Origin of the sequence: Promicromonospora sp. NPDC060204 (assembly GCF_042728455.1) — a bacterium.
Taxonomy (GTDB): Bacteria; Actinomycetota; Actinomycetes; order Actinomycetales; family Cellulomonadaceae; genus Promicromonospora.
Genome location: NZ_JBHWZO010000276.1, coordinates 1 through 7892 on the forward strand (window position 1 = coordinate 1; position 7892 = coordinate 7892).

The 7892-nt window shown below is 71.0% G+C and carries 2 protein-coding genes and 1 pseudogene; all 3 read right to left on the reverse strand.

Annotation, left to right across the window (positions count from 1 at the left end; all coding sequences use genetic code 11):
- Positions 1-123 precede the first annotated feature (123 nt).
- The gene (locus ACFWEJ_RS24665; protein ID WP_377231822.1) at positions 124-6153 is read right to left on the reverse strand and encodes an Ig-like domain-containing protein; all 6030 of its coding nucleotides are present in this window, start codon (positions 6151-6153) and stop codon (positions 124-126) included.
- Positions 6154-6514: 361 nt separating this feature from the next.
- Positions 6515-7603, reverse strand: coding sequence for a polyprenyl synthetase family protein (locus tag ACFWEJ_RS24670; RefSeq protein ID WP_377231823.1), 1089 nt, complete (start codon positions 7601-7603; stop codon positions 6515-6517).
- Positions 7600-7892 (reverse strand): annotated as a pseudogene (locus ACFWEJ_RS24675) (NADH-quinone oxidoreductase subunit N); the annotation flags it as partial. The pseudogene ACFWEJ_RS24675 and the gene ACFWEJ_RS24670, both read right to left, overlap by 4 nt.

Here is a 7892-nt window from a genome sequence, read left to right on the forward strand (position 1 = left end):
GCCCCCGCTTGGTGTTATTCTTTTTTTCCCCTCGGGCTGTTTCGGGCCGGCCGGTGGGTTTATTTTGGGTCCTTTCTGGGCGCCCCGGCCGGCGGGGGGGGGGGCCCCCGGGCGGGGTCGGTTCTACCAGGTCCTGGCCTCGTACAGGGTGCCGTCGATCTTCACGGCCACCTGCGTGCCCGGGTACCCGTAGAAGCAGCTGAGCTGGCGGCTGCCGTCGGCCGACCCGAAGTTCACGGTGTAGGCGCGGTCGGGCGTCAGGATGTTGTGCCACCCGGACTCGTCCGGGTTCGTGCCGGAGTAGCACTCGACGCTGTGGTTACCGGTCGGGAAGTCCTTCCAGTTGACGACCATGTAGGCGCACGAGGAGTCGCTGCAGTCGCCGTTGTTGACGCCCGAGCCCCTCGTCACCCACGCCTGCGGGTCGGGCCTGGCGTCCGCTCGGGCCTCGGCGCAGGCGCTGTTGGTCTGTCCCTCGGAGTCCGTCACCGTGACACACGCCTTCTTCAGCTCGCTGTAGTTGGCGGAGGCCGACTGCGAGCCGCTCTTGGCCGTGCTGGTGATCGCGTCGGTCACGCGGACCGTGGTGGACCGGCCGTTCTCCGCGCGAGCGTCCCAGGTGAACGTGACCTTCTGGTTCCCGCCGACGGCGGAGATGGTCGGCTTCGGCACCGGGCCGAAGGGGACCACCGCGTTGGACGCCGCCGACCAGTCGCCGCAGACGTACTGGTTGCACGCCCGCACCTGGAACGTGTACGAGGTGCCGTTGCTCAGTCCCCCGTAGTTGTACGACGTCGCGTCGCCCGCGTTCGCGTTGCCCTGGCCGTTGGCCGACACCTCGTACCGGTGCGCCGGACCACGGAAGTTCGCGCTGGGGAGCGCGCTCCAGCTCACGGTCGCGCGGCCGTCGCCCGGGTTGCTCGCGGCCACGCCCGTCGGGACGGTCGGGATGCCGTACGCCGGCTCCGCGGCGGACTGGGCGCTGACCGGCGACTTGCCCGCCTTGTTCTCGGCCTGGACCGTGAACGTGTAGGAGGACTCCGGGTTCAGGTCCTGGACGGGCTGCGAGGTGCCGGACGTCGTGAGCGTCTTGACCTTGTTGCCGTCCTGGTAGACGTCGAGGTAGTACTTCTTCACCGCGTCACCGTTGTTGGCCGGGGCCGTCCACGACACGTCGATCTGGCCGCCCACGGCGGTGTTCGTCCGCTGCGCGGTCGGCGCGGCCGGCTGCGCCGGGGGCGCGGCCGGGGTCTCCGGGGCCGACGGCACCGACCACTCGGACGGGTCCGGCGCCTGGTTCTTGGCCTGCACCCGGACCGTGTACGCCGTGCCGTTGTTGAGGCCGGTCCAGGTGGTGGTGCTGCCCGGCTGGCAGGTCTTCTGCGTCACGCCGTCGGCCGGGGCCGGGCTGATCTCCAGGTTGACGCACTCGATCGGGGAGCGGTCCGAGTAGGCCTTGTTGGTCCACTTGACCGTCAGGCTCTGGTCACCGAACTCGAGCGTCGGGGGCTCGGGCTGGTCCGGCTTCTCGTCCGGACGTGCCTCGCGCGACGCCGGTGACGGGTCGGACTCGCCCACGTCGTTGGTCGCGGTGACCGTGAACGTGTACTTCACGTTGTTCTTGAGCCCTTCGAACGTGCAGGTGGTCGTGTTGCACGCGTGCTCCTGACCGTTCTGCGTCCGCAGCGTGTAGCCGGTGATGTCCGCGCCGTTGTTGTTGGGCTGGTCCCAGCTCAGCACCACCGTCTCCGAGCGCACCTCCTCGACCCGGGGCGCGCGGGGCGCCTCGGGCTTGCCCAGCACGGTCAGCTTCGCGATGCCGTCGACCTCGCGGTCGGGGTCACCGGTGGCGTCCTGCACGCGGTAGCGCACCAGCATGGCGCCGGTGAAGTCCTCGTCCGGCGTCACCACGAGCTGGTTGCCGCGGTACTCGGTGGTGCCGATGCCCGTCTCGACCGTCGGCACGCCCGACAGCTTCAGCTCCTTGTTCGGGAACGGGTTGGTGTCGTTGTCCAGCACCGGGATCGTGGTGGCCTCGCCCTGGTGGGCGTCGAGCACCACGTCCTGCGTGGTCTGGACCAGCGGCCGGGTCGAGGCCACGACCTCGACGGTCAGCACGGCCTCGACGGCCGGGTTCTTGCCGTCGGACACCGTCATCGCCAGCTCCTGCGCCGTGCCCTTCGACACGGACGGGTCGACCTGGGCCGAGACCGTGTCCCCGGAGACCGACGGCGCGATGCCCTCGACGCCCTTGACGTCGAAGGTCAGCGGGTCCTTGTCCGGGTCCTTGACGTAGCGCGACAGGTCGACCGAGCTCTCCTCGCCGGCCGCGACCTGCAGCACGGGCCGGCCCGTGACCTTGGGCGGCATGTTCTTGGACGGGGTGACGTCGATCGGCAGCGTCAGCACCGCCGTCAGGCCCTCGGGGTCGTCGGGCCCCTTGCCGTCGGTCACCTCGAAGCTGACCGACGCCGCACCCGCGAAGTCCTCGGCGGAGGTGTAGACGAGCGTGTCCGCGTCGTCGACCTCGACCTTGCCCTCCAGCGCCTTGACCGTCTTCTCCTCGGTGATCCGCGGCTTCGTCCCGTCGCGCACCACCACGTAGTCCGCGATGTCGATCGTCAGCGGCTCGCCGCTGGTCGCCTTGAGCGGCTCCAGGCCCGGCTTGATGTGCGGCCGGGACTGGTCGCCCGGCACCCGCACGAACGCCTTGGCCTCCAGGCCGTCCATGTCGGTCACGGTGTAGGTGATCACCTGGGCGCTCTCGGTGAGCTGCACCTCCAGCGAGCCCTCCTCGGTGATCCGCACGCCCTCCAGGTCGGGGTCGATCGTCAGCTCGAGGTCGGCGGCCACGCCGTCCGGGTCCACGTCGTTGGCCTTGACGTCCACGGTCACCGACGAGGAGCCCTCGACGTCGTCCGCCGTGACCACGTCGTCGTGGGCGATCGGCCGCAGCAGCGGCGCGTTCTTGTCCACGTTCACCGTGATGGCGCCGCTCGCGCGGGCCCGGAAGCTGTCCTGGATGCCGTAGTAGAAGGAGTAGGAACCCTCGTCGTCGGGCGCGGTGAGCACCACGTCGTCCTCGACGACCTTGGGGTCCATGTCCTCGGTGCCCTCGAACGCGCTGTCCACGAGGCCGATCTCGTCGCCGTCGGGGTCGGTGTCGTTCTCCAGCGCACGGACGGCCACCGTGCGGCCCGGCCGCACCGTCGTCTCGTCGTCGGTGGCCTGCGGCGGCTGGTTGGTGGCGGGCGGTGGGGTGACGCCCACGCGGACCAGGCCCTCGCCCACGGCGCCGCGGGTGTCCGTCACCTGGTAGGTGAAGGTGTCCAGGCCGGTGCCGTCCTCGGCCGCGGTGTAGTCGATGAACCCGTCCACGATGGTGGCGGTGCCCTGCGACGGCGCCGCGGAGATCGAGCTCAGGGTGACGTAGTCACCGTCGGGGTCGGTGCCGTCCAGGTTCAGCGGGATCCGGGTGGTACCGCCGGCCAGCACGCGCGCCGTGATGTCCGGGAGCTGCGGGGCGGCGTTCTCCGGGTCGTCCTTGACGACGATGGTCACCTGGGCTGAGTCCTTCTGCCCGTTGGAGTCCTTCACCTCGTAGACGGCGTGGTACGTCCCGGCCTCCTGGCCGGCGCGGAACCGCACCGTGTCCTCGGAGACGAACGCCTCGCCCGCCGCTGCCGGCGGCGACTCCTGCAGCTCGTCCGTGAGCGTCAGCTCCAGGCCGTCCGGGTGCGTGTCGTTCTTCAGCACCGGGATCGTCACCACGTCGCCCACGTGCACGGTCGCCTCGTCCGGACCCGCCTCCGGCGGGCGCAGCTGCGCCGGCGCCGGGATCGGCACCACGCGCACCTGACCGGTCGTGGTCCCGGAGCCGTTCGCGACGGTGTACGTGACCGTCACCGGCCCGTCCAGGCGCTTGACCTCCGAGACCTTCAGGATCTGGTGGTTGAGCACCGCGACCTTGATCGGGGCGTCGTCCGGGACGGTGACACCCTGCACCACGAGCACGCCGCCCGCGGGGTCGGTGTCGTTCGCGAGCACGTCCACCAGCGCCGAGCCGCCGGTCGGCAGCAGCACCTGGTCGGAGACCGCGACGGGCGGGCCCGCCTCGTCCGGCGGGTCCACGACGTCCACGCGCACCAGGCCCATGGTCGGCTCGGGGCCGTCGGTGATCTGGTAGGTCACGTCGTACGAGCCGGCCGAGTCGCTCGCGACCCGGAAGGTGCCGGCGCCGTAGTTGGGCGTGATCGTCAGGCCCGGCTTGTCGGCCACCGCCGTCAGGCGCAGCTTGTCGCCGTTGGGGTCGAAGTCGTTGGCCATGGGCCGCACCGTCGCGGGCTCGCCGGTCAGCACGGTCACGTGGTCCTGCACGGCGACCGGGGGCACGTTGGTGCCGATGACCTCGATCAGCAGCTTGCCCTGGAACGGCAGCCCGAAGGCGTCGGAGACCGTGATGTCCACGACCTTGCGCCCGGTGGCCGCGCCGCCGTCGCGGAACTCGATGGTGCCGTCCGGACGGAACCGCACCTCGTCCAGGGGGTCGGCGCTGCTGGCGTTGGACAGGAACATGTCGTCGCCGTCCGGGTCCTTGAAGTACGGCAGCACCTTGATGGTCGCCATGCCGTCCTGGCCCACCCGCAGCACGGGCTCGCCCGACTGGATCGGCGGGTTGTTCTCCTCCAGCGGCACCACCTTGACGTCCACGGAGGCCTCGTCGACGCCGCCCTCGCGGCCGTCGTTCACCTCGTACGTGAAGCTGGTGGTCCCGGTCGCGTCCGCCGGCACGTTCGCCTGCAGGGCCGCGCCGTCGAGCACCCGGTCGACGCCGATCTCGCCGTCGACCTCGCCCTTGACCTTCACGACCATCACGTCGCCGTCCGGGTCCACGTCGTTGCCCAGCACGTTGAGGACCGTGGTGCGGCCCGGCCGCACGCCGAACGAGTCGTCCTTGGCGACGGGGGGACGGTTGGCCTTGTTGCGCTCGGCCACGAACTGGTCGACCTGCTCCGGCGTGGTCTGCTCCGACTCGGTCTTCTCGCCCTCGGCGTCCTCGGGCATCTTGAGGTCCCAGTCGTCGACCTTCTCGAACTGGTCGGCGGCCATCCACAGCGAGCCGTTCGCGACGTCGTTCAGGACGATGATGTTGCGGTTCACGCGGTAGACGAGGCTGATGCCGGCGCTCACACCCTCGAGCACCTGGTCCACGTCGTTGTCCGTGCCCTCGCAGTCACGGATGACCTGGCCCGAGTTCCAGGCGCCGTAGACGCACCCGCTGAGCTGTACGGGGGCCGACGGCCCGCCCTGCGCCGTCCGCGTGGTCGCGTCGCCGCCGCCGAGCGGCTGGGAGACCAGGCCCTTCGTGGTGGCCAGCACCACGTTGTCCGCCTCGGCGGACGGCTGCTGCAGCATGCCCTGGGAGCCGTCCTCGATCTCGACCGAGTCACCCCCGGGCAGGATCAGGTTGCCCGTGGACTGGTTCAGCACCACCGGCTGGTCGCCGACCGCGGAGACCTGGAGCTTGGCGTCGGCGCTCACGGCGAGCGAGGACTCCTCGGGGTCCTCGGCGACGCCCTGCGAGCTGGTGGTGACCGTGTAGAGCTTGCCGTCGGCCGGCACGGCCAGGAACACGGTGCCGTCCTTGGCGACCGCGAGCGTGCCGCCCGGGCCGGCCTTGACCGTGGGCTTGAGCTTCTTCTCGTCGAACGCGACCGCGCCGTCGAAGGGCATGACCCAGGCCTTGCCGGACTCGTCGTCGTACACCGCGGTGGTGGCGCCACCCGCGGCGACCTGCGCTCCGGCAGGGAACTTCATGGTGCCGCGCAGCGTGAGCTGCGCCGGCTCGATGGGGCTCGCGGACGAGTCGCCCGAGCTGTCCAGGAGCACGCGCTGGGCGTCCTGCTCCACGTCGAAGCTCGCGGAGTTGGCGAGCAGGGTGCCGTCGAGGGCCTTGGCCTCGTAGTTGAACCGGCCGAGCTTGCCCGAGGCGGTCTGGGTCACCCAGACGCCGGAGTCGTTGAGCTCGACGTCGGCGGTCGCCTCACCGTCGTAGAGGAGCGCGAAGCCCAGGAGCCCCGCGCCGAAGAGGGTCACCACACCGACCGATGCTGCCGATCTGCGGTTCTCGTACACGCGTGAGACAAAGCTCATGCGTCCTCCTCTTCATCACGCCACCGAAAATTTGCCCGCCTGGACGGCACACACAGGCGCAACGGGAGCACACTACCGGGGGGAAGGGTGAATCGTCGTGGAATTTCGGTGGGCAGGACTACCCATACGACACGTCCAGATTGTATGAGTGTGTCTGGTAAGCGCCGGGGATGTCGAGGTCTAATCCGGGCAATTTCGGGCGTCTCGCCAAAGCAATCGGTTCGACGAACCGGATCGCGGCACCATTGCTCGCGGCAACCGGGGCGGCGGAACGCTTCCCGTATCGACGGGTTCCAGGTCTCGCCGGGGTCCGGGTCCCCCGGGGGTCCGGGTCCCGCCGCGGCGGCGGGACCCGTCGGGGTCAGACCGCCCGGTCCGCCAGGGCCTGCGCGAACTGCTCCAGGGAGTCCTTGACCGGTCCGTCCGGCAGCGGCGCCAGCTCGGCGGCGGCCTCGCGCGCCCAGCGCACGGCCAGCTCCCGCGTGTCGGCGAGCACGGCGTGCGCCCGCAGGCGCTGCAGCGCGGCCGTCAGCACCTCGTCGGACGACAGGTCGCCGTCGAGCGTCGCGAGCAGGTCCTTGTCCTCGTCGGTGGCGGAGCCCGACGCGACGTGCCGGCGCAGCAGCAGCACGGGCATGGTCGGGACGTGCTCGCGCAGGTCCGTGCCCGGCGTCTTGCCCGAGGTCTCCCCCGACGACGCGACGTCCAGCACGTCGTCGGCGAGCTGGAAGGCGACGCCGACCTTCTCGCCGAACGCGCCCACGGCCTCGACCTGGTCCTTCGGCGCACCGGAGAGCATGGCCCCCAGGCGGGCCGACGCCGACAGCAGCGACGCCGTCTTGTCCGACAGCACCTGGAGGTAGTGGGCCACCTCGTCCTCGCCGTCGTCCGGGCCCATCGTCTCGTGCAGCTGCCCCATGCACATGCGCTCGAACGTGCGGGACTGCAGGATCACGGCCTCGGGGCCCAGCTCCGCCACCCGGGCCGAGGCCCGGGCGAAGAGCATGTCGCCCACCAGGATCGCCACCGAGTTGCCCCACACCATGTGCGCCGCCGGAGCCCCCCGGCGCATCGGCGCCGAGTCCATGACGTCGTCGTGGTACAGCGAGGCGACCTGTGTCAGCTCGACCACCACGGCGGCGTCCACGACGCCGGGGGCCGCACCGTCGCCGAGCTCACCCGTGAGCAGGGTGAGCAGCGGCCGGAACCGCTTGCCGCCCGCGTCGACGAGGTGCCGCGAGGCGCCGTCCGCCAGCTTGTCGGCGCTGGAGACGGCGTCCGACAGCACGTCGTCGACCACCGTCAGCCGGTCCGCGAGACGGGACGCCAGCTCCGGGTCCGTGATCGGCAGGCCGAGCGCGGTCGGGTCGGGCAGGTCAGTCGGAGCGGCCGGCGGGGCGGACGCCGACGTACCCGTCGTCGTCTGGGGCGGCAGCGGTACGGAGGTCACGGCACGAACTTACTTGCCTCTGCCGCCAGATTAAGAACCAGAGACGGGAAAATGCCGAGAATCACCGTCGCGAGCGCGCAGACGGCGATCGCCACGGCGGCCGGACCCCGGGACCGCACCACCGTCACCACGACGCGCTGCGCCGCTGTGACCTGCACCTTGGTCGCGGTGGCGACGCCACCGCCGGCACCCCCGCCGGTCTCGCCCGCACCGGCCGCGCCCGGCAGGACCTCGCCCTCGGCGGGCTCGACCCCCGGCGTGATCGGGGCGGGCTGGAACACCATGACCA

Excerpts from the sequence above, each read along its gene's own strand:
- ACFWEJ_RS24665 (WP_377231822.1), bottom strand. The coding sequence starts at position 6,153 with ATGAGCTTTGTCTCACGCGTGTACGAGAACCGCAGATCGGCAGCATCG.